The organism is Morganella sp. EGD-HP17 (assembly GCF_000512315.2).
Lineage (GTDB): Bacteria > Pseudomonadota > Gammaproteobacteria > Enterobacterales > Enterobacteriaceae > Morganella > Morganella morganii.
The window spans coordinates 133,810-156,528 of sequence record NZ_AZRH01000004.1; the positions used below are offsets into that span (position 1 = coordinate 133,810).

The 22,719-nt window shown below is 45.0% G+C and carries 23 protein-coding genes; 14 read left to right on the forward strand and 9 right to left on the reverse strand.

Going from position 1 to position 22,719, the window contains the following annotated elements; genetic code table 11:
- The first annotated feature begins 1 nt into the window (after window position 1).
- The 9 genes from X965_RS06250 (at window position 2) to trmL (ending at window position 8,606) form a co-directional block, all read left to right on the forward strand.
- The gene (locus tag X965_RS06250; RefSeq protein ID WP_036417423.1) at window positions 2-1,090 is read left to right on the forward strand and encodes a glycosyltransferase; all 1,089 of its coding nucleotides are present in this window, start codon (window positions 2-4) and stop codon (window positions 1,088-1,090) included.
- 106 nt (window positions 1,091-1,196) lie between these two features.
- Window positions 1,197-2,165 carry an EpsG family protein gene (locus tag X965_RS19920; protein ID WP_350813835.1) on the forward strand — a complete coding sequence of 323 codons (969 nt, stop codon included), beginning with the start codon at window positions 1,197-1,199 and terminating at the stop codon, window positions 2,163-2,165.
- Between the two features lie 9 nt (window positions 2,166-2,174).
- The gene (tagD, locus tag X965_RS06260) at window positions 2,175-2,645 is read left to right on the forward strand and encodes a glycerol-3-phosphate cytidylyltransferase (RefSeq protein ID WP_036417425.1); all 471 of its coding nucleotides are present in this window, start codon (window positions 2,175-2,177) and stop codon (window positions 2,643-2,645) included.
- Window positions 2,645-3,646, forward strand: coding sequence for a sulfotransferase family protein (locus X965_RS06265; RefSeq protein ID WP_036417427.1), 1,002 nt, complete (start codon window positions 2,645-2,647; stop codon window positions 3,644-3,646). The genes tagD and X965_RS06265 overlap by 1 nt, the downstream gene beginning before the upstream one ends.
- A gap of 25 nt (window positions 3,647-3,671) precedes the next feature.
- Window positions 3,672-4,481, forward strand: a complete 810-nt coding sequence (locus X965_RS06270; RefSeq protein ID WP_036417429.1) for a glycosyltransferase — start codon at window positions 3,672-3,674, stop codon at window positions 4,479-4,481.
- 4 nt (window positions 4,482-4,485) lie between these two features.
- Window positions 4,486-5,634: a hypothetical protein gene (locus X965_RS06275; protein WP_036417431.1), complete on the forward strand. Its 1,149-nt coding sequence runs from the start codon at window positions 4,486-4,488 to the stop codon at window positions 5,632-5,634.
- Window positions 5,631-7,079, forward strand: a complete 1,449-nt coding sequence (locus X965_RS06280; protein ID WP_036417433.1) for an oligosaccharide flippase family protein — start codon at window positions 5,631-5,633, stop codon at window positions 7,077-7,079. The genes X965_RS06275 and X965_RS06280 overlap by 4 nt, the downstream gene beginning before the upstream one ends.
- 17 nt (window positions 7,080-7,096) lie before the next feature.
- Window positions 7,097-8,047 (forward strand): NAD(P)-dependent oxidoreductase, encoded by a 951-nt coding sequence (locus tag X965_RS06285; protein WP_036417435.1) that lies wholly within the window; start codon window positions 7,097-7,099, stop codon window positions 8,045-8,047.
- A 55-nt stretch (window positions 8,048-8,102) separates the two neighbouring features.
- Complete coding sequence (trmL, locus tag X965_RS06290; protein ID WP_036417437.1) at window positions 8,103-8,606, forward strand: tRNA (uridine(34)/cytosine(34)/5-carboxymethylaminomethyluridine(34)-2'-O)-methyltransferase TrmL; 504 nt, start codon at window positions 8,103-8,105, stop codon at window positions 8,604-8,606.
- 73 nt (window positions 8,607-8,679) lie between these two features.
- On the opposite strand, the gene cysE is transcribed toward trmL, so the two are convergent.
- From cysE to X965_RS06310, 4 genes are all read right to left on the reverse strand, one after another.
- A complete protein-coding gene (gene cysE / locus X965_RS06295) occupies window positions 8,680-9,480 on the reverse strand; it encodes a serine O-acetyltransferase (protein ID WP_024473667.1) in 801 nt (266 codons plus the stop codon).
- 34 nt (window positions 9,481-9,514) lie between these two features.
- Entirely contained in the window at window positions 9,515-10,528 is a 1,014-nt protein-coding gene (gpsA, locus tag X965_RS06300; RefSeq protein WP_004240117.1) for an NAD(P)H-dependent glycerol-3-phosphate dehydrogenase, read from the reverse strand.
- Entirely contained in the window at window positions 10,528-11,001 is a 474-nt protein-coding gene (gene secB, locus X965_RS06305) for a protein-export chaperone SecB (protein WP_004236643.1), read from the reverse strand. Before secB ends, gpsA begins: the two co-directional genes overlap by 1 nt.
- A gap of 71 nt (window positions 11,002-11,072) precedes the next feature.
- Window positions 11,073-11,510 (reverse strand): rhodanese-like domain-containing protein, encoded by a 438-nt coding sequence (locus X965_RS06310; protein WP_004236644.1) that lies wholly within the window; start codon window positions 11,508-11,510, stop codon window positions 11,073-11,075.
- A 354-nt stretch (window positions 11,511-11,864) separates the two neighbouring features.
- Here X965_RS06310 and envC point away from each other — a divergent pair, with 354 nt between their 5' ends.
- A complete protein-coding gene (envC, locus tag X965_RS06315) occupies window positions 11,865-13,148 on the forward strand; it encodes a murein hydrolase activator EnvC (RefSeq protein ID WP_051997316.1) in 1,284 nt (427 codons plus the stop codon).
- Window positions 13,149-13,154: 6 nt separating this feature from the next.
- Complete coding sequence (locus X965_RS06320) at window positions 13,155-14,228, forward strand: divergent polysaccharide deacetylase family protein (protein ID WP_032098033.1); 1,074 nt, start codon at window positions 13,155-13,157, stop codon at window positions 14,226-14,228.
- A gap of 43 nt (window positions 14,229-14,271) precedes the next feature.
- On the opposite strand, the gene X965_RS06325 is transcribed toward X965_RS06320, so the two are convergent.
- Window positions 14,272-15,201 carry a hypothetical protein gene (locus tag X965_RS06325; protein ID WP_253280764.1) on the reverse strand — a complete coding sequence of 310 codons (930 nt, stop codon included), beginning with the start codon at window positions 15,199-15,201 and terminating at the stop codon, window positions 14,272-14,274.
- Between the two features lie 225 nt (window positions 15,202-15,426).
- Here X965_RS06325 and rfaD point away from each other — a divergent pair, with 225 nt between their 5' ends.
- From rfaD to rfaC, 3 genes are read left to right on the forward strand one after another with little or no spacing between them, the layout of a single operon-like run.
- Window positions 15,427-16,365 (forward strand): ADP-glyceromanno-heptose 6-epimerase, encoded by a 939-nt coding sequence (rfaD, locus tag X965_RS06330; protein WP_024473670.1) that lies wholly within the window; start codon window positions 15,427-15,429, stop codon window positions 16,363-16,365.
- Window positions 16,366-16,375: 10 nt separating this feature from the next.
- Window positions 16,376-17,437: an ADP-heptose--LPS heptosyltransferase RfaF gene (gene rfaF / locus X965_RS06335; protein ID WP_004236651.1), complete on the forward strand. Its 1,062-nt coding sequence runs from the start codon at window positions 16,376-16,378 to the stop codon at window positions 17,435-17,437.
- Window positions 17,422-18,399, forward strand: a complete 978-nt coding sequence (rfaC, locus tag X965_RS06340) for a lipopolysaccharide heptosyltransferase RfaC (RefSeq protein WP_036417439.1) — start codon at window positions 17,422-17,424, stop codon at window positions 18,397-18,399. The genes rfaF and rfaC overlap by 16 nt, the downstream gene beginning before the upstream one ends.
- Before the next feature lie 2 nt (window positions 18,400-18,401).
- On the opposite strand, the gene X965_RS06345 is transcribed toward rfaC, so the two are convergent.
- The 4 genes from X965_RS06345 to rfaQ are packed head-to-tail and all read right to left on the reverse strand — an operon-like array spanning window position 18,402 to window position 22,709.
- The gene (locus X965_RS06345) at window positions 18,402-19,379 is read right to left on the reverse strand and encodes a polysaccharide deacetylase family protein (protein WP_004236653.1); all 978 of its coding nucleotides are present in this window, start codon (window positions 19,377-19,379) and stop codon (window positions 18,402-18,404) included.
- Window positions 19,380-19,390: 11 nt separating this feature from the next.
- Window positions 19,391-20,512: a glycosyltransferase gene (locus X965_RS06350; protein ID WP_004236654.1), complete on the reverse strand. Its 1,122-nt coding sequence runs from the start codon at window positions 20,510-20,512 to the stop codon at window positions 19,391-19,393.
- Window positions 20,512-21,639 carry a glycosyltransferase family 4 protein gene (locus tag X965_RS06355; RefSeq protein ID WP_004236655.1) on the reverse strand — a complete coding sequence of 376 codons (1,128 nt, stop codon included), beginning with the start codon at window positions 21,637-21,639 and terminating at the stop codon, window positions 20,512-20,514. The genes X965_RS06350 and X965_RS06355 overlap by 1 nt, the downstream gene beginning before the upstream one ends.
- Window positions 21,636-22,709 (reverse strand): putative lipopolysaccharide heptosyltransferase III, encoded by a 1,074-nt coding sequence (gene rfaQ / locus X965_RS06360; protein ID WP_004236656.1) that lies wholly within the window; start codon window positions 22,707-22,709, stop codon window positions 21,636-21,638. Before rfaQ ends, X965_RS06355 begins: the two co-directional genes overlap by 4 nt.
- Between the last annotated feature and the right edge of the window lie 10 nt (window positions 22,710-22,719).

Sequence of the window (22,719 nt, forward strand, 5' to 3'; positions counted from 1 at the left end):
TATGAAAAAAGATATTGTTTTCCTGACAGAAAGTATGGTTGGTGCTGGTGGTGTTGTCAGGGTTATAACAACATGGGCTAACTATTTCAGTACACATGGATATAAGTGTAAAATAATCTCTGTTGTTAAAGGCGAACCTTATTTTCCTTTACACGAAGGTATTCAATTTAAGATTAAGACATTCTTTTTTAAATGGAAACTACTTTCACTTCCTTTAAATCTACTGGCAATAATCCCAATATTAAAAGAGTGCAAAAACTCAATATTAGTTGTCAATAAATCTGCATATATTGAACCTATTTATATTCTCAGGAAGTTAGGGTTATTTAAAGATATTCAGCTGGTATATTTTTCTCACGGCGGCAATGCTGAATTTGAATTATTTTACATGTCCCGATTATTCACCAGACATCGTGTAAAAATGATCTTTTCAGTATTTGATAATGTAGTGTGTTTATTTAAAAATACAGATACAACTCCTGAATGCGTTATAGATGAGAAAATTACATTTATTGCTAATCCATGCCCACTTGAAATATATAAAAGAGACCTATCTCAGGAGAATAAAACGGTATCATTTATTGGCCGAGTCACGAAAGAAAAAGGTGTAGATACTTTAATTAAGTCCTGGAAAAAAATAGAAAGTGAACATCCTGATTGGAAATTATCAATAATTGGTGATGGTAAAGATAAAACTAATTTCATAACACTTGCAAGTGAATTAAACTTAAGAAATATCAGTTTCCTTCCTTCTACTAATGATATCAGTAAATATTTGAAAGAGACTACCATTAGTGTTCTTCCCTCTCTATTTGAAGGAATGCCAATGAGTATAATTGAAGCTCGTTCCCAAGGGTGTGCCTTAGTATCGACAAGTACTAACGGTGGAATAAAGCTAATTGATAATTTAAAAAATGGATTACTCGTAAATATAAATGATACATACGATTTAACTGAAAAAATAAATCAACTTATCACTGATAAAAACCTACGTAACGCATTGATTTTACAGGGTTATAATGACGCTCTAAATTATGATATTCAGGTAATCGCAAACAACTGGAAAGGTATACTTGGACATGATTTATGAGTACTCCCCTCTATTTATTATAATATTGTCATTATCATTTTTAACTATTTCTATTATATTTAATATACAAAGTAATAAGAAATTATCCGCTTTAATTGCATTGGTAATGATACTATCCTATGCAATACTATTTGGATTGCGGGATTATTCAATTGGCTCAGATACTAAAGCTTATATTGATAATTTTTTAAATCGGAATTGGGATTTTGAGTTACTATTTACCCTTTTAACAGATGCATTACGATTTATTTCAATAAATGAGAGAATATATCTTATTTCCATTACAGTACTATATGGAATATTTATATATTACTCTTATTATATTCTTGGTAAAAACATTAATGAGCATATAGTAATATTTATATGGTGCCTCCTATTTTCTCAAAGCTCAATAATTGGAACCATAAATTATTTTAGGCAAGTACTTGGCTTTTCTTTTTTCTTAGTTGGCTTTAGCCTATATATTAAAAACTTAAAGTTTAGCACAGCATCTATTTTCATAATGACATTGTCAATATTTATCCATTCTTCAAATGCATTGTTAATACTTATAGTAATAATATCTAAATATCTCAATATCCGTCTGATTATTTTAATATTATTACTCTCCTTGGCTACATTTATATTTGATGTTGGCGGGTACATATCTCGAAATTATAATGATTACTATATAATTAGTCGCACTATATCTCGGCATATCTATTTTAATGATCGTAGATCTATATCTACTATATATTTAAATATCATTATGTATGGTTTTCATCTATTAGTATTCTTATATCTATTAAAAAATAAAAATATTCCTGTTGTTCATAACAAATTATATAGAGCAATAAAATTCTATATCTTAGTATTCGCATTAGCAATATTTATGTCATTTAATAGGGAAATGGCAATTCGATATTATTTATTATTACCATTCTTAATCCCTATTATTTATATGTTATCAATGAAAATAGAAGGTATTAATAAAATAATAAAACCATTTCTGGTAACGATTACTCTAGTTCACTTAGGATACTTATTAAGTCGTCCATGGTTTATCGATCAACTTTCAGGTAATATCACACCCTAGAGAAGCAAAATGAAAAAAGTTATTACATATGGAACCTTTGATTTATTTCATATCGGACATGTTCGATTACTCAAAAGACTGAAGTCTTATGGTGATTATTTAGTTGTTGCGATCTCAACAGATGAATTTAATAAGCTCAAAGGAAAAGAGTCATTTTGTTCTTTTGAGGAAAGGAAAGAAATTGTTGAAGCCTGTAAATATGTTGATGAAGTAATACCTGAGTGTAATTGGGAACAGAAAGAACTGGATATAAAAAAATATAATATAGATATTTTAGGTATGGGGAATGATTGGGAAGGAAAATTTGATAGCCTAAAAAATATCTGTGAAGTCATTTACCTTGACAGAACTGAGAATATCTCAACCACTAAAATAAAAAAAGAATTATCTGTTATTACGCCGGATAAAGTTAAAGAGCTTGAAATTTCTGTTAATAACATATTCGATATTATTAAATCAATTTCAAAGGTCAATAATTAATGAAAGTACCAAAAGTAATAACGTGTACTGGTTATGGCGGCACAGGCTCAAGTGTTATTTCTGATCTACTCGGTGAGTTTAGTAATGTTTCTTCCATGGGTAACTTCGAATTCAGATTTATTCAGGATCCTAATGGTATAAGAGACTTAGATTATGGTATTAATGAAAATAATAATCGACTAACAACCAGTTATCATATAAATAATTTCATTGCTTATATAAATTATTTAAGCAAAAGTAAAGTATATAATTATGAATCATTTTTCAATGGTCAATTTAAATCAATATCAGATAAATTTATAAATAACATTGTCGATATTAAATGGGATGGTTTTTGGCACCAAGATATCATTGACTCATCTTTTTTCAGAAAATTCATTTATTATTCTGAACGAATAATTCAGAAAAAAATACTGCGAATGAAAGAAGGTGGTGCCAATTTTTATGGGTCTCTTTTTAATAAAAAAATGTATTATTCCTCCGGAAAAAACTTTCATCAACACGTCAAAAACTATATGAACGAGCTTATTTTAAGCTCTAACCATAATAATAAAGATTTCGTTGTATTTGACCAAATAATACCCTCTGATAATGTTGATAAATATACTAACTATTTCAATGAAATTAAAGTGATTATCGTTGATCGAGACCCCAGAGACTTATATATATTGAACAAAGCATTGTGGAAAGAAAAATGGATTCCATCTGACAATTTAGATACTTATATAGAATGGTTCCAGCTTTTAAGAAAAAATAAGACCGAGCACGAAAATGTAATTTATCTGCAGTTTGAAGATTTTATTTATAATTATGACTCTACCATTAGAACTGTATGCGACTTTTGTAATATAGACATTGCTAACCACCAGTGGAAAAATAAATATTTCGATCCTTCGGTTTCTATAAAAAATACCAATCTGATTGAGCGATTCCCTCAATTTAGGGATGATGCAAATATCATTAAAAATAGATTAATGCAATTCTGCTACCACCAATACTAATACATTATTTAATAAATATTAAAATATGAATTATAACTTTTCAGTTTTACTCTCTATTTACTATAAAGAAAATAGCCAATTCTTTGACGCTGCTTTAAATAGTATTTATACACAAACATACTTGCCTAATGAAGTTATCATTGTTCATGATGGGAAATTAACATCTGAACTATATAGCGTGATTGAAAAATGGGAAGCATTACTACCCATTCAGAATGTTATATTAGATAATAATTGTGGCCTTGGTATCGCATTAAACATCGGTTTAGAACAATGCTCTAATGATATTGTGATGAGAGCTGATACTGATGATATAAACTTACCAAATCGATTTGAGATCCAATACAAATATATGACTCAGAATCCTGAGATAACCTTATGTGGATCACATGTTAATGAATTTGAAGCATCTTCAGATGAAATCATCAGAGTAAAAAAAGTTCCTATTGGTGATAATATTGTTAAAGTAATAAAAAAAAGAAATCCATTTAACCATATGGCAGTTTGCTTTAGGAAAAAACATATTATTAATGTTGGTGGGTATATGGATCTTCCTTATATGGAGGATTACTATTTGTGGCTCAGGCTTTTAAATAAAAACTATAACCTCGTTAATCTCGATACTATCTTAGTTTCTGCCAGGGTCGGTGAAGCCATGATTAATCGCAGAAAGGGTTTTAAATATGTAAAATCAGAAATCACCATGTTAAAGTATATCCTCAACTCTGATTTAGAAAAGAAATACACTTCAATTCCATATTTTTCATTAAGAATACTAAGCCGTATTCTACCAACTTATCTTCTATCAAAAATATACAGCAAATTAAGGAATTAACTTCATGGTTTCGCTTAAAATAGGCAGTGGTAGAAGCCTATTATTAGAAATTATGTTATCTACTATTTTTTATGACAGCTTATTGTTTGAAATAACAGACGATAATGGTGAAAAGATAAATTACTCCCTTCTCCCAAACCGTATTTCTTTCAAAAAAAATAAGATATTAGTTGATAGTAAAATTTGCATGTTACAAGAGCGTTATGGCTATAAAATAAATATACGCAACCCATCATACTCTCGTTCTATATTTACTCCATTACTATACGCTATATTATTTTTTAAAACATTATTTACTAAAATTTTCATCCCCAGCCAATGGATTCTTGCATTTAAAGAAAAAAGCACCGATAAATGGTCAAAAATAAAGTTTGATAATAATGAATTAATGGCTGACCCTTTTATATACTATCATAACTCAAAATATTATGTTCTATATGAAGCATTAAATTATGATACTGATAAAGGCTATATTTCAATTGGTACACTAGATGTTAAAAACAAAGAAATAATTGATAATCATATAATTATTGAAGAGAATTATCATCTTTCCCATCCATTTATATTGAAAATAAATGATGAGCTATATATTATTCCTGAATCATCATATAACAACACTATTGATTTATATAAATGTATAGAGTTCCCTTATAAATGGGAAAAAATAAGAACACTCATTGATAATATATCTGCTGTTGATACTAATTTAATTAATAAAAATGGGCTATGGTACCTATTAACCTCTGAAAAAAAAATGGGTGTATCATTTGGTGATGAACTTAGTCTATATGTTACAGACGACCCATTAAGTGGAACATTCTTACCTGTTATCGGGAATCCTGTTGTTCATGATATTTCAAAGTCACGGAACGCCGGTGAGATATTAAATAATATAAGAGTTTCTCAGGATTGTTCAAAACGTTATGGTTACCGCGTTAATTTTATGGAAATAAATGAGCTATCGGAGAATAATTATAGTGAACGTTATATAAAGAGCTTGAAATTACCATTTGGAACAATAGCAATGCATACCTATAATAGCGCAGAAAATATTGAAATAGTTGATTTAAAAATCATAAATATATCTCCTTATTTTTTGTATAGGAACCTTTGCAGAATAATTAAAAAACTAAAAGCAAAAATATTAAAATGAAAAAATCGATAACCTTGAATGGTGTATATAAACTTGCTTTAAATTTATTCAGATTTACCTTACCAGCATTGATAATACCTTATGTATATAGAACATTATCACCTGATAACATCGGTTCTGTTAATTATGCTGAAAGTATATACTCATATTTTAATGCACTCGCCGTTCTCGGATTATCATTCTATGCCATAAGAGAACTAGGTAAAGTAAGAAGCAACAGATTAAAATCTTCTTTTTTATTTTCTAATATCTTTACTATCAATATACTTTTAGTTACCTTTTCGTTATTTCTATATTTATTACTAATCTTCTTTGTAATTAAAGATCCAAAAGTACAAATCATATCATTGGTTCTTGCTTTAAAGTTATTTTTGCTTGCATTTGATATTGAGTGGGTCAATGAGTCACATGAAGATTATAAATTTATTTCAATAAAAACAATGTTATGCCGCAGCGTATCATTGATTTTAATGTTTTTCCTTATTACATCATCTGACAATTATCTTATCTATGTCTGGCTGAATGTTTTCTTTGACCTAATAAATGCTCTTTTTTCTTTCTATTATATTGTTTTTTATAAAAAAAGAGTTTTTTTCTCATTCAAATTAGTTAGACTCAATAAGTTATTTTCACATTTTAAAAGGATAGCATCTACATTATTTTTAGTTGATGTTGGTTTTTTATTTTTTGCCTTTGATAAGGTTGCTCTGGGAGCATTTGTTTCTAATACTGAAGTGGCCTATTTTGCACTATCTGAAAAAATTATTGTCTTGGTAGTTGTTATTTCATCAACTATTACTCAAGTTACTTTACCCAGGTTATCTATACTTGCAAAAACTAACCGCACGGAATTTTTATTGCTTATAAATAAAATATATACTTCCTTAATGATGATAGTATTACCATCTTTCATCGGTGTATATTTAATGGCTTCCGAATTTTTATTCATATTCGGCTCTTATGAGTTTATGCCAGCTCTCGATACTATAAAAATATTTTCATTCTACATACTATTTTTTTCACTATTAAAAATATTGGCTACTCAAACACTATTTGCACTTAACAAAGAAAAAGTATATATCATTCTTCTTATAGCTTTTGCTTTAGTAAATGCTATCGTGAAATTAGTTTTCCAAGAAAGTATAAATTCATCTATAAGTATTCTAATTACACTATCACTACTACTACTGATGTCAATTATCATTTACTTCCACATCAGAAATAAAGAAAAAATAAAAATACCTATTATTAACAAAAACATATGCATATATATCACTGGCTGCCTGCCTATGTTTTTTATTCCGTTTCTTCGTGAGCACATACATAATGTATTTATATTTTCTATTCTGTCTATGATTTTTTCTATATTTTCTTATACAATAGTACTATTGTTTTTTAAAGAATCTATTTCCCAATCTCTCATTAAAAAAATATTGAAACGATAAAATTACCCGGAGTTAAAATGATCATCATTATCGGCGGCTCAGGCTTCATTGGTACTCGCCTGTCCACACAATTACAAAAAGACAATATCCCGTTCAAAATCGTTGATATTGAGAAAAGTGCTGCATTTCCTGATCATTGGGAATTTGGGGACGTCACTAAACCGGAATCTCTGGTTGAGCCACTGACAGGTTCCGACGTTATTATTAATCTGGCTGCAAAGCACAAAGATAATGTGCATCCTATCAGTCTTTACTATGATGTAAATGTCGATGGCGCTAAACATGTATGTGATGTCGCAGCTCAGCTTGGAATCAAACATATCGTCTTTACATCTTCTGTTGCCGTTTACGGTTTTGTTGAAAAAGAAACCGGTGAAGATGGTCAATATGAGCCATTCAATGATTACGGTAAATCCAAATTAGCTGCCGAACATGTTTATGATGCCTGGCAGGCAGAAGAAGCAGATCGCACACTGGTGACAATCCGCCCGACTGTGGTATTTGGTGAAAATAACCGTGGTAATGTCTATAATTTATTCTGCCAGATTGCATCCGGTCGCTTCCTGATGATTGGCGGCGGTAAAAACCAAAAATCAATGGCTTATGTCGAAAATATTGCCGCATTCTTAAAATTTGCTACTACCTTTAATTCAGGTCGCCATGTATTTAACTATGTCGATAAACCTGATTTTAATATGGAAGACCTTACAGATATAATCTGCAAAGCAATGGATAAGCATAAGTCTAATATCCACGTACCATATAGTGTTGGTCTGTTGGGTGGTTACTGCTTTGACATTCTGGCAAAAGTGACTGGTAAGGAATTCCCGATAAGCAGCATCCGCATTAAAAAATTCTGTGCCCGTACTCAGTTTAAATCCGATTTTATTGCTGATACCGGATTTGTTGCCCCAGTGAGCCTGGAACAGGGAATTGCTAATACTGTTCGCCACGAATTTAAGAAGTAACATTATAACACCATGTTTTATTTGATAAACTATTGCCCCTTAAGAGAGGGGTAATATGCTCAACATCGTCTTATTCGAACCAGAAATACCACCTAACACCGGCAATATCATCCGGTTATGTGCCAATACCGGCTTTCGGCTGCATCTTATCCATCCGCTGGGGTTTACCTGGGATGATAAGCGTCTGCGCCGGGCCGGGCTGGATTACAGTGAGTTTGCGGATATCAAACATCATCATGATTATTACGCCTTTCTCGACAGCGAGGGGCTGAGTTCTGATAATGCGCAGTCGCCAACCGGTAACCGGGTGTTTGCACTGACCACTAAGGGCACACCTCGTCACAGTAATGTCAGCTATCAGGCCGGTGATTATCTGCTGTTCGGGCCGGAGACTCGTGGGTTGCCGCCTTATGTGCTGGATAATATGCCGGTTGATCAGAAAATCCGCGTGCCGATGCTGCCGGACAGCCGCAGTATGAATTTATCCAATACCGTTGCAGTAATTGTATTTGAAGCCTGGCGGCAGCTGGATTATGCAGGGGCGTTATTGCGGGATTAATGTGTTCTGTATTTCAGTCACAAAAAAGACAGCCTTGGCTGTCTTTTTTACTTTTGGCTGCTGAATCAGGAAACTAAATCCCCTCGCACCCGTTAAAGTGCTGATCCATATCCAGGGAGGGTTTATCGCAGCCCGGTTTGCCGACTATCTTTGCCGGTACACCTGCAACGGTGGTGTGTGCCGGGACCGGGTGCAGAACCACGGAGCCTGCGCCGATTTTGGCACCGCGTCCGATTTCGATATTGCCGAGGATTTTGGCACCAGCACCAATCATCACGCCTTCGCGGACTTTCGGGTGGCGGTCGCCGCCGGTTTTGCCGGTACCACCGAGGGTGACGGATTGCAGGATAGAGACATCATTTTCCACCACCGCGGTTTCGCCGATGACAATGCCGGTTGCGTGGTCAAACATAATGCCGTGGCCGATTTTTGCGGCCGGGTGGATATCCACACCAAATGTCACTGAAACCTGGTTCTGAAGGTAGGTTGCCAGCGCACGGCGGTTCTGGTTCCACAGCCAGTTGGCGATGCGGTATGCCTGTAAGGCGTGGAAGCCTTTCAGGTAGAGCAGCGGCGTGGAGTATTTATCCACTGCCGGATCCCGCAGGCGGACGGCTTTGATATCCATTGCGGCAGATTTAATCATCTGCGGATCGTTGTGATACGCCTCTTCCACCACTTCACGGACAGAAATTGCCGGCATGGTCGGGGTTGCCAGTTTGTTGGCCAGCATAAAACTGAGCGCGCTGCCCAGATTTTCATGCTTGAGTAATGTCGCATGGAAAAAACTGGCCAGCATCGGCTCACAATCAGCAAAGTCCCGCGCTTCCTGCTTTATATAGCTCCAGACCTCTTCCAGTTCTTCGTAGGACATAATTACCTCACAGACTTCGGATAAAAAAACGGGCTTAAAAGTGCTCACCTTCTTCTTTGGTGGCTCGCCCCAACAGGGCACGGGCAGCTTCGAGCACATCTTTATTGCAGTAGAGTATTTGATAGATTTGCTCGGTGATAGGCATTTCAACGCCTGCACGCTCTGCCAGCGCACGAACTTCTTTGGTATTACGGTATCCTTCCACCACCTGACCGATGCGCTCCTGTGCTTCATCCACACTCACGCCCTGCCCCATCATCATGCCGAAACGGCGGTTACGGGACTGGTTGTCAGTACAGGTCAGCACGAGATCACCCAAGCCGGCCATCCCCATAAAGGTAGACGGATCTGCGCCTAATGCCACACCCAGGCGGGTCATTTCTGCCAGACCACGGGTGATAAGTGCTGTTCGCGCATTGGCACCGAACCCCATTCCGTCAGAGATCCCCGCACCAATCGCAATGACGTTTTTCACGGCACCGCCGAGCTGGATCCCGATAAAATCCGGGTTTTTATAAACGCGGAAGCTTTTGCCGCAGTGGAAAAGCTGCTGAACCTCATCCGCAAAGGCAGGCTCTGTCGCTGCGACAGCAATCGCCGTCGGCAGTCCGGCAGCCAGCTCTTTGGCAAAAGAGGGACCGGAGATCATGGCCAGCGGAATTTTATCCCCGAGGACTTCGCGTACCACTTCACCCAGCAGACGCCCGGTTTCCGCTTCCAGACCTTTGGTCGCCCAGATAATCCGGGCATCAGGCCGCAGCAGCGGTTTGACACGTTTGAGCACATCCCCGAACACATGGCTCGGCACCACCAGCAGAATATTACGGCTGGCCGCGAGGGCTTTTTCAAGGGAGGCTTCAGGGATCAGGGTATCCGGGAACGGGACATCCGGCAGAAATGCCTGATTGGCACGATCAGCCTCAAGCTGACGGATATGTTCCGGGTCATGCCCCCACAGCACCACACGGTGCCCGTTACGGGCCAGTGTGATCGCTAAAGCGGTGCCGTATGAACCGGCACCGAGTACAGTCATAGAAGCGTCTGTCATTATGCTTCCTGTGTACCTTCCTGCGCAGCCTGCTGTTGTTCCTGCTGCTGCAGATAGTTCATGAACAGTGCATCGAAGTTAACCGGTGCCAGGTTCAGCTGAGGGAATGTGCCGCGGCCGACCAGACCTGCGATGCACTCACGGGCATACGGGAACAGGATATTCGGGCAGTATGCACCCAGGCAGTGTGCCAGCTGAGTACCTTCCAGACCGCCGATGGTGAAAATACCGGCCTGCTGAACTTCACACAGGAATGCGGTTTCTTCGCCCATAGTCGCTGTCACAGTGACGCGCAGAACGATTTCATAAACGTCATCAGCCAGTTTGGTTGAGCCGGTGTCCAGATCCATCTTCACTTCCGGCTGCCACTCCTGCTGGAAAACGGCAGGTGCATTCGGCGCTTCAAAAGAAATATCTTTGGTGTAAACGCGCTGAATGTTGAAAGACATTTCTGTGTTTTGTTGTTCTGACATAGTGTTACCTTTTGATATCCATATAAAGAGTGTGAGTTACAAAGGGGATGTTCCAATCATCCTTTGCCGGATTACTTTTTGCTGCGGGAAAGCGGTAAGTTATCACCGGTCCAGCCGGAGAGGCCGTCTTTCAGCACAAATACACGTTCAAAACCGGCTTTGAGCAGGCTTTCAGCCGGTTTGACCAGCTCCATACCGTTGGCGGAAACCAGGATAACAGGACGGTTTTTGTGTTTTTCCACTTCACCGAGGTTGTTGTCTTTAATTTCTGACGGCGTCAGATTGACCGCGTCAATGATATGACCACGGCGGAAATCGTCCCGGGTACGGGTATCCACGACAATCGCTTCTTCTTTATTAATCAGTGCGATAGCGGTAGAACGCGGAATTGTTTTCACTTTTGAAAACAGTCCTTTGACAGTCAGTACGATGACTGAGATCAGTAACGCGACCCATACAAGGCTGATAATAGGGTGCTTACTGACAAATGGCATAATTTCTTGCAGCATGGGGGACAATAACTCCCGTTGGTTAATAACAAAGATCAAAGGGCAGAAGTATACCTGTGTGCCGGTTCAAATACAGCCGGTCTTGCCCGGGTTATGGCTGTTTTCATCGTAATTTTGCGGCGCATGCCGCGAAAATTCATTTTTCCGACAGACAGAGGGGTTAATTTACCATTGATTCACGGCTAAGGTAAAAAACAAACGCAACAAATTCGCGGTGAATCTCCGCCGCCGGATTGTCCCGAAGTGTAAATCCCGGATAACAGGACTGGTAACGCTTTAAATGGCATGGAATAATTGCAGTTTAGAATAGTTAAATACGATCGTTTCTTTGGCGTAACGGCAGGGTCAGATAAATTGGCGCATAAGCACGTTTTCCGCACGCATTCCCGCCGGGTGTCCCCCGGTGTCCGCACATTACTGGCAGCTCTGCTGTTGCCGGTCTCTTTTGCTGTTTCTGCCGCCAATACAACCACCGCCGATGCCAGCAAGAATGAGCTGAAAAATCTCCAGCTGAATATCGCGGAGAAAGAAAAGAGCGTCAAAGAGCAGCAGGGAAAACGTGCAAATCTGTTAACCCAGCTGAAAAATCAGGAAAAGGATATCGCCGCTGCCGGTCGTGAACTCTATTCCACACAGAAAACCCTGAAACAGCTCGACAGTGAAATCACGACTCTCAGCGCAGAAATCAAACAGCTGGATGCGAAGCAGAAAGCCCAGCGGGCGCTGCTGTCAAAACAACTGGACGCCGCATTCCGCCAGGGGCGTCATCAGGGTATTGAACTGATTTTCAAGGGTGAGGAAGGCCAGCGCGATGAGCGGATCCTTGCCTATTACACCTATATCGGTGCCGCACAGGAAAAAACCATTGCAGAGCTGGAAGAGACCACTCAGCAGTTACACGCCCGCCGCCAGACCGAGCAGCAAAAACGCGCAGAGCATAAAAGCCTGCTCGGCAAACAGCAGACTGAAAAGAAAAAGCTGGATCGTGCCCAGACCGCCCGGAAATCCACCCTGACTGAGCTGGAGCGCTCGCTGAAAGCCGATCAGAAAGATTTGCTGGTGATGCGGGAGAACGAAAGCCAGCTGCGTAACAAGATAGCCAAAGCGGAGCGCGAAGCCAAAGCCCGTGCGGAACGCGAAGCCCGTGAAGCCGCCCGTATCCGCGAGAAACAGGCGCAGGCGAAGAAAAAAGGTTCCACCTATACCCCGACTCAGGACGAGCGCTCGCTGATGTCCCGCACCGGGGGACTGGGCCGTCCGGCCGGTCAGGCTATCTGGCCGGTTCGTGGTCCGCTGCTGCACCGGTTCGGTGACAGTATCTCCGGCGAACTGCGCTGGAAAGGCATGGTAATCGGCGCGCCGGAAGGCACACAGGTAAAAGCAGTGGCAGATGGCCGGGTCCTGCTGGCAGACTGGCTGCAGGGTTATGGTCTGATGGTGGTGGTCGAGCACGGTAAAGGGGATATGAGCCTTTACGGCTATAACCAGAGCGCACTGGTGAATGTGGGTGATCAGGTGAAAGCCGGTCAGCCGATTGCACTGGTGGGCAGCAGCGGGGGCCAGGAAAGACCGGGCCTCTATTTTGAAATCCGGCGCCAGGGACGGACGGTTAACCCGCAGCCCTGGCTGGGGAGATAGCACACAGTGACTTACCGGCAGAAAACCAAAAATATCGTACTGACTTCGTTACTTTTTATCACTTCGTCACTGATAACGTTTTCTGCCGCTGCAGCGCAGCTCGCCATTGTGATCGATGATTTCGGTTACCGCAAACAGGATGATAACCGCATCCTGGAACTGCCGCCGCAGGTCTCCATTGCTATCCTGCCGAATTCCCCGTTCGGCAAAGAAATGGCAGAAAAAGCACACCGCCAGGGCCGTGAAATTCTTATCCATATGCCGATGGCACCGATCAGCAAACAGCCACTGGAGCGCGACACTCTGCGCCCGTCCATGAGTGCCGCAGAAATTGATACCCTGATTAAAGCTGCGATTGCCCGGGTGCCGTATGCCACCGGCATGAATAACCATATGGGCAGCGCGATGACCTCTGATCTGACCGCCATGCAGCATGTGATGGCGTCTCTCTCCGGCTCCGGTTTTTATTTCCTCGACAGTGTGACCATCGGCAGCACCAAAGCGACACAGGCTGCACAGGGAACACCGGTTCGCGTACTGCGCCGCCAGGTTTTTCTGGATAATGTGCAGACAGAGGAAGAGACGCGCAAGCAACTGAACCGGGCTGTTGCTCTGGCACGCAAACAGGGGTCGGTGATCGCTATCGGGCACCCGCATCCGTCGACGGTCCGCGCACTGCATAAACTCATCCCGCAACTGCCGCCGGATATTGAGCTGGTATCGCCGGGATATATGCTGACGCATGCCGGTAAACCATCTGCCGTGAAACCGCAGCCGGAGAAACCGGTCGTGCCGGTCAAACCGGTGGTGAAGGAAAAACCGTGGCTGACACCAATGACTGAGCAGTGTGAGGGTAAAGCAGAAATCGGCGGGGAGTTCTACACCAACTATATCAATCTGCTGACGGAAGCACTCCTGAGAGATCAGATGAACGGCAAAGTGGCGGAAGTCCTGTTATCCGTCCGCATGGCGCTACCGCAGCCGGATACCGCGCCGCCTGCGGCAAAAGAGTCAGTCAGCACTGACCTGAAGGCCGCGGAAAAAGTACCGGCTGAACCGGCGGCAGAGACTCAGCGATAGCAGGACCGGGATAACCAGCCCGGCCGACAGTATGATCAGATTATCACCGGCGGAACATCACACCGGTGACAGCACGGCTTATCCACAGTGTCAGAGCGACACAAACCGCAGTTATAATCCATAACTCAGTCTCCCCGAAGTGCCGGAAACTGTTGGTGAGTAATACCATATAAACCGTTCCGGCGGTGATCGCCGCCATAACCAGAATACTGAGCACGGTACTGAGCAGAACGGAAATTACCAGCGGTCTGATCTGCAATATTCCGCCTGCCACCGGGAAGCGCTGACGGACAACAATAAAAATAACACCGCACGAAATCAGTAAACCTGCTGCGGTGGTATACGCATTATCAGACAGCGGCGCCGGTATGCCGCCGGGGAGGTATGGTGTTATCACCGCCGTCAGAAATAACGCGATCATCCACATCAGATAAACCATCCCGCAACTGAACAACAGTGCGTAAATATCCGGGATTTTTCCGTCCGGGATAACTGCAGGATGGCTGACTTTAAGATAATATTTCGCCACCAGACGGGTCGCGATACCCAGTAATACAAATGAGATCAGGTACAGGCCAATATCTGCAGTTTTGACCAGCAGAATAACGTCAGCAAACTCCGCTTTCTCCGCAATCATTGTCGCCATCAGATGACTGAGCCATTCCGCTTTGAGGCTGCCGAGGATCATGTTTGCTGTATACAGAAAGAGAGTAAGACCGATAACGGCCAGAACAGTTTTACGATTCAGTTGCGTTATCCGGTAATGATAAAAAAATAATGATGTCAGAGTAAAAAGCCCGGTCAGCTGAATCAGCTGGAAAGCAAATACTTTTGACAAATAGGCCGCTAATGATAATTCAGGATAGCGGACACTGACATCAGGGTAAGAAACCAGGATCAGCGAACCACTCAGAATAAGTGCATAGGCCAGTACAAATAATAGCGGTAACCGGAAAACAGTGGTCGGGTTCATGCATATTCCTTTAAAGTCCGGAGACACTGTCCGGCCGGATAACATAATAAGATAACGTAATAAATAGTGTTCACGGTATAACAGATCATCAGCGGAAAACAACCCGGTAACACGGGGATCTTCCTGCCGCCGCAATTTTTTCATCCACGTCAGACTCCCATCAATGCTATGATAAAAGCAGTGATTTTTTCATTTTCTTGAATGAACCGAACAGAGGAATGCGTGATGATTATTGTCACCGGCGGTGCCGGATTTATCGGCAGCAATATTGTAAAAGCACTGAATGATGACGGTTACACTGATATTTTAGTCGTGGATAACCTGAAAGACGGCACCAAATTTGTCAATCTGGTCGATCTGAATATCGCCGATTACATGGATAAAGAAGATTTTATCGCCGGTATTGTGGCCGGGGATGATTTCGGGGATGTCGAGGCTGTATTCCATGAAGGTGCCTGCTCATCCACTACCGAGTGGGACGGTAAGTACATGATGGATAATAACTATCAGTACTCCAAAGAGCTGCTGCATTATTGTCTGGATCGTCAGATCCCGTTCCTGTATGCCTCTTCTGCCGCCACCTACGGCGGGCGCAGCGATAACTTTATTGAAGATCGGCAGTACGAAAAACCATTGAATGTGTATGGTTATTCCAAATTCCTGTTTGATCAGTATGTCCGTGAAATTCTGCCGGAAGCAGAGTCCCAGATCTGCGGTTTCCGTTATTTCAACGTCTACGGCCCGCGTGAAGGCCATAAAGGCAGCATGGCGAGTGTCGCTTTCCATCTGAATAATCAGATTTTAAACGGCGAAAACCCGAAATTATTCTCCGGCAGTGAAAACTTCCTGCGTGATTTCATCTATGTGGGTGATGTGGCAGATGTAAATCTGTGGTTCTGGAAAAATGCCAAATCCGGTATTTTCAACTGCGGTACCGGCCGTGCGGAATCTTTCCAGGCTGTCGCTGATGCTGTGACCGGTTTCCACAGCGAACGCCAGTGCGCGCTCGATTACATCCCGTTCCCGGAAAAACTGAAAGGCCGCTATCAGGCGTATACCCAGGCTGACCTGACCAATCTGCGTGCAGCCGGTTACCCGGGTGAGTTCAAAACGGTCGCCGAAGGTGTCCGTGAATATATGGCTTGGTTAAATCAGGGGAATTAATTAAACGCACATGAAAATTCTGGTGATCGGGCCGTCGTGGGTCGGTGATATGATGATGTCACAAAGCCTTTACCGTACCCTGAAAACACGTTATCCGCAGGCAACAATTGATGTGATGGCACCCGCGTGGTGCCGTCCGCTGCTGGCAAAAATGCCGGAAGTGGATGAGGCTGTCGCTATGCCGATCGGCCACGGTGCACTGGCACTCGGTGAGCGCCGCCGTCTCGGTCATTCCCTGCGTGATAATAAGTATGATCGTGCTTATGTGCTGCCGAACTCGTTAAAATCGGCACTAGTGCCGTTTTTTGCGAAAATCCCTGTGCGCACCGGCTGGCTGGGCGAAATGCGTTACGGCCTGCTCAACGATCACCGGAAACTCGACAAAGCCGCTTTTCCGCTGATGGTGCAGCGTTATGTTGCCCTCGCGTATGATAAAGCGGATGTCCCTGCCGCCGCCGCTCTGCCGCAGCCCCTGCTGTGGCCGAAGCTGGTGGTGCGTGATGAGGATATTGCCGAGAGCATGGCTGCGTTTAATATCAGTGATCACCGCCCGGTCGTCGGTTTTTGTCCGGGGGCCGAATTTGGCCCGGCCAAACGCTGGCCGCATTATCACTACGGTGAATTAGCGAAGAAACTGATTGATGAGCGTGATTTTCAGATAGTCCTGTTCGGCTCAGAAAAAGATCACGCTGCCGGTGAGGAAATCCTCGCCATGCTCAGTGATGAGCAACGCGAAAACTGTCTGAACCTGGCCGGAAAAACCTCACTGGAACAGGCGGTGAATCTGATCGCCGGTTGTCATGCCATTATCACCAATGATTCCGGTCTGATGCATGTGGCTGCCGCACTGGATCGCCCGCTGGTCGCCTTATACGGCCCGAGCAGCCCGGATTTCACGCCGCCGCTGTCAGAGAAAGCCCGCGTTATCCGCCTGATCACCGGTTATCATAAAGTCCGCAAAGGGGATGCCCATGAGGGCTACCATCAGAGCCTGATTGATATTCAGCCGGAGCAGGTTCTGTCTGAACTGGATGATTTGCTGAAGAGTTCCCCGCCATGCGCCGTGTGTTAATCGTCAAAACCTCGTCGATGGGGGATGTGCTGCATACCCTGCCCGCACTGACCGATGCCGTGCAGGTATTCCCGGCTCTCACCTTTGACTGGGTGGTTGAAGAGGGTTTTGCCCAGATCCCGGGCTGGCACTCTGCTGTTGATCGCGTCATTCCGGTTGCTATCCGCCGCTGGCGGAAAAACTGGTTCCGCCGCGATATCCGTGATGAACGCCGCCGGTTCCGCGACGCTGTTCAGTCACAGACCTATGATGCGGTGATTGATGCACAGGGGCTGATTAAAAGTGCCCTGCTGGTTACCCGGCTGGCACGCGGCCGCAAACACGGCTACGACCGGCACAGTATCCGCGAGCCGCTGGCGAGCTTTTTCTATGATGAGAAACACGCTGTCAGCAAAACACAGCATGCTGTTGAGCGGATCCGTCAGCTTTTTGCCCTGAGCCTCGGCTATGAAAAACCGCAGACACAGGGTGATTACGCGATTGCCGCCCATTTTCTGAATAACCGTGCGGTATCGCCGGATGCCGTGCCGTATCTGGTCTGTCTCCACGCCACCACCCGTGATACCAAACACTGGCCGGAATCACACTGGCGGGCGCTGTTTGCCCAGTTGGCTGATACTGATCTGCATGTCCGCCTGCCGTGGGGTGCACCGCATGAACAGGAACGGGCACTGCGTCTGGCGGAAGGATTCACCCATGTGCATGTACTGCCGAAATTATCACTGGCGGATGTGGCGGCAGAAATTGCCGGTGCGGAAGGGGTGATTTCAGTCGATACCGGGCTGAGCCACCTGACGGCCGCGCTGGATAAACCCAATATCACCCTGTACGGCCCGACGGACCCGAGGCTGATCGGTGGTTACGGTAAGGGGCAGTTTGCCCTGACATCAAAGGACGGGGATTTATCCTCTGTCAGTGCGGATGATGTGCTCGCCGCCATGGCAGAGCACATGCCGCGTTAAGATTATGATGCGTGACGCTGTGCGAGTTTGCGCTGATAAAACTCCGCCAGCGTCATCCCTTCCGCCCGCTGGGCGATATACGCAAACAGTTGCTCCAGATCATCATACAGTGCATCAATCGCCGCCTCATCCCTGAATGTCGGGCTGCCGCCCGGCATAAATTCGGATGAATGCAGCATAAATTCAATGTGAGAGTTTCCCTGCGCCAGACAGGCATCCACCACCTGCTGCATCTGTGCCAGATTCCCGCCTTTCGGCCGCAGCCAGTTCACGGACGGCGAGCGTTTTTTGCCGCGTAACTTATCATAAAACTGTTTCAGGCCGTTCATCAGCGGGGAATGGCGGAACTGTACGCTCATCGGTACCTGTAACAGCGCTGAATCCCCGGGACGGCGGATATCATTCAGATCCATAAAATACGCTTCAGACGGAAAATTCAGGTAATTGGTGCCGCCGTTACCGATGGGTGCCGGTGCTCCCGGAGTATATGCCCAGTTCACCCGTGGTGTCACAGAGCAGTCTGTCTGATAACCAAATTCTGCCAGCAAACGGGCATATTTTTCATTGAATGCCCAGCGGCCCGCGCGGTGGCTGAGCATTTTAGTCTGTAATTTATCTTCCAGCAGCGATGTCATGACGTTAACTTTTTCTTTCATCACATCATCAGGGTATTCAATCAGGTAAGGCTGGAAGCGATCATCGTCTGACGTCAGTGCCTTCAGCGGCGGGCTGTTCCAGGCATGCAGATGCATGCCGATCTCCCCGGTCTGCCGGGCAATCACATCCTGCGCAAATTCAATATAGGCATCATCCGTTGCCATTTCATAGTTGGTCAGCCAGACCGGCTTAAAGCTGTATTTCTCGCACAATGCCTGAAAGCGCGGTAAAAACCGGGTATTCTGCGTGGTGATCACCGGACCGGATTCCCAGAGGTTATCCCCTTCCGTATCAAGGGTAATGATAAAAGCGGGTTTCGCCATAGTTGTGCTCCTCACGCGTGTGTTGACGGGACTGGCTGAATTAAATCACAGTACTGGCTGACAATCGTCTGCTGCTCAAATTTCTGATACATCTCAGGGGTGATCACCGGCGGGTGTTCATAAACCAGACGGATTTTTTCCGCCAGACTCACCGGTGTCATATCTGAAAGATACGCTGCCAGTTCGCCGGTCATGATCTCGCCGATTCCTCCCGGGCAATGGGTACTGACCACCGGTGTGCCGCAGATCAGTGATTCGATCAGAACAGAAGAAAGTCCTTCACTGTCAGAGCTTAATACCACAGCTTTCGCACCTCGGATAATCGGCATCGGTTTTGACTGAAAACCGATAAATTCCACCCTCTCTTCCAGCCCCAGTTCAGCTACCTGGTTTTTCAGTGTTTGTGTGGCAGACTGGCTGCCCTGTCCCGCCAGCAGCAGTTTGCACGGCAGATTAGCCAGTGCAAACGCGGTCAGTAACCGATCCTGCCGTTTCACCTCATGAAAACGCCCGAGGTGAACCATGTAATCCTGCCCCTGGTACGGGTTATCTTTCTGCGACTGGTACTGAATATCCGCAACATCAAACGGGTTATAAATGGTCACGCACTGCTGCGGCGTCACGCCTACGTTTTCACACAGATCCCGGCACACCGCACCGGAGACGCCAATAATATTCCGTCCGTTATACACCCGGCGGATTTTTTCCTGTTTCAGACGGCGGCGAAGGCCGGTTTTATTGCCGAGATAACTGGCTGAAAACATGCCGTGGAGGCAGAACCAGACATTCAGCCCGGTCAGTGCCTGTGATGCGGCGACAATACGGTCAGTTTTATGCAGATTGGACACCACCAGTACCGGTTTACCTTTGCGGGCAAACAGATCAGATAAGAAAGCATCCATTTTTCCGGCACGGCGCCGGATTTCAGTCTGGCGGTGGAACAAGCCACGGTAAGTATCCGCAGAGACCTGATAATCCACCCCTTCCGGGATATCATAATCGCGGGTATTGCTGAGAGATAACAGAGTGACATCATAACCGGTCAGAACCAGCCCGTGGCTCAGGCTCAGCACCACCCGTTCAGCACCGCCGCCCGGTAAACCGTCAATAATAAATAAAATATGCTGTTTCATTATGCCAGGACCCGCCCGTAGAGATCGATAAGCTGCTGTGATAACGCCGCCGGTGTATAAGGTAAAACCCGCTGCCGTGCACATTCAGACATCCGGCTGCTCAGGTGATCACAGGGCAGTTGCGAGACCGCCTCTGCCAGACCGCCAATATCCAGCGCATCACAGACAAAACCCTCTTCACCCTGTGAGATAAATTCCGCCCCGCCGCAGGTGGTACTGGTGATCACCGGCAGTGCGCAGGCCATCGCCTCGGGTACCACATTCGGGAACGGATCATACAGTGTCGGCAGCAGCAGCCCGTCACTCATCTGATAAAACGGCAGTGTCTGTTTCTGCATACCCGCAAAACGGATGCGATCCGCACAACCCAGGGATGCTGCCAGCTGTCGATATTTTTTTTCTGCCTTATCCTGACCGACCACCAGCAGATACGCATCATTGCGGCTGACCGCCATAATCGCCGCCGCCAGTCCTTTGCGTTCAAACCCGGAACCGACATACACCAGACATTTTGCCGCCGCCGGGATCTGATAAGTCTGCCGGAGCGCGAGACGCTCTGATTCCGGCAGCGGATGGAACTTTTCAGAATCAATCCCGTTATAGATGACGGTTATTTGCGACTCTGACAAACCAAAGTCTTCCATCACCTCTTTTTTTACCATTTCCGAATTACAAATCACCTGCTTAAAGTGCGGATCATGGTACATCTCCTGCTCCGCCTTCATCACATAACGGTGGTACGGCGAGGCAAACAACAGTTTTGCCCGCCAGGCGGGCAGTACCCGCGCCCGCTGTAACAGCCAGCGGCGGTGCACACCGTCCCCGGCCCGGAAAATATCACAGCCGGCAATGCGTTCATGGCTCTGAACAATATCAAATTTTTCATTCTGCCAGCAGGCACGGGCAGCGTTGGCAAATCCCCGCTCACGGCTGATCCGTCCCCATTTCGGCGGATTCACCACATGAATATGCCAGCCGGGAGCCGCAGCACCCTGCCAGGAACGGGTGATAACATTCAGCTCCAGATTCCGGTTATCCAGTGCTTCCAGCGCCCGGGATACAAAACGCTCCGCGCCGCCGTCCGGGCGGTATTTCTGACGAACAATCGCCAGACGCATATTTTTCATAAATATCTCCGTGCCGCGGTAATCACTGCGTCTGCCGGAATCGGACTCAGGTAACGTTCGTCCGTCCTTGTGTCCACGTCATCCGGGTCCGGCTGTTCCCCGTAATCCGATGCTTTAATAATTTCACCGGTTGCCTGCCACGGCGACCAGAACACCAGTTTCGTCGGGCCGAACAGAGCCACCATCGGCGTTTGCAGGGCGGCAGCCATGTGCATCGGCACAGAATCCACACCGATAAACAGTTTTGCACGATCAATCAGTGCCGCGAGCTGCGGCAACGTCAGTTCTCCGGCAACGGACACAATTTTTCCGTCGGCAACAGCCTGCTGACAGGGCGCAAGAATAGATTCAATCATCGCTTTTTCGCGCGGATCCGGCCCGCTGCTGAGCACAATCTGGTGCCCGTCATCCGCCAGTGTGCGGATAACCTCACTCATCTTGTCGTCATCCCAGCATTTATAGAACCAGCGGGATGTCGGCTGTACCACAATATAGTCACCGGTCACCTGTTTGCGCTGCAAAAGCTGTTCAGTCTTCTGCCGGTCTTCCTCTGAACAGGCCATGGTGACATGGTTATCAGTCACCGGCAGATTCAGCGGGGTTAATCCGTTAAGATTCTGCTCCACCGTATGCATGGTCAGTTCCTGTGAGGTATCTGCCAGCAGGGTGTAACATTTTTTCCAGAAAATACTCTGCCGTTTCCGCAGATCCAGCCCGATACGGATACGGGCACCGGTGAAACGGGTCACAATCGCGCTGTACCACTGATCAGCCAGATTCACCACGAGGTCATAACGGCGGCGGCGCAGTGATTTCAGTAAATGCCACTCATGCCCGATACGTTTGCAGGTTCCCTCTTTACGCCAGGCTCTGTCCATGGCAAAAATATGGCTGATGCCGGGATGGCGGCTGAGCATCGGTGCTGTTTCCTGATACAGCAGGACATCAACCTCAGCATCCGGGTAATTCGCTTTCAGAGTATTAATCACCGGCGTTATCAGCAGCATATCGCCGTGATGACGGAGTTTTATTACTAAAATACGCTGTACCGGCGCTGATGCTGTTTGCATAAGAGTTCCA